At 51.5% G+C, this 274-nt stretch carries 1 protein-coding gene; it reads left to right on the top strand.

Features of this window, described 5'->3' with window-relative positions; all coding sequences use genetic code 11:
- A partial coding sequence (locus ACZ3HG_RS23610) for a hypothetical protein (RefSeq protein WP_465334790.1) occupies positions 1–220 on the top strand: 220 nt, incomplete at its 5' end.
- Positions 221–274: the final 54 nt, after the last annotated feature.

Here is a 274-nt window from a genome sequence, read left to right as displayed (position 1 = left end):
CAACAATGCCAAGGGTGCTACAGTTGGCGACGCTGTTAAGAAGATTGGCATGTTGGGCCTTTTCACCAGAGGGCTGCCCCTTCGTATTGTCATGATTGGTACTCTTACCGGTGCTCAGTGGGGAATCTATGATGCATTCAAGGTCATGGTCGGACTCCCGACCACCGGTGGTGCTCCACCAGTTGCTCCGGTAGAGGAAGCAGCGAAAGCCATTGCTTGATTGATTTTTCCTGCTACGACGATGACGATGTATTCCTGGTTGTGGTTATTGGTG

It is taken from the genome of Erwinia sp. PME.40.26/001 (assembly GCF_055556675.1).
This window is presented reverse-complemented; position numbering and strand designations above follow the sequence as displayed.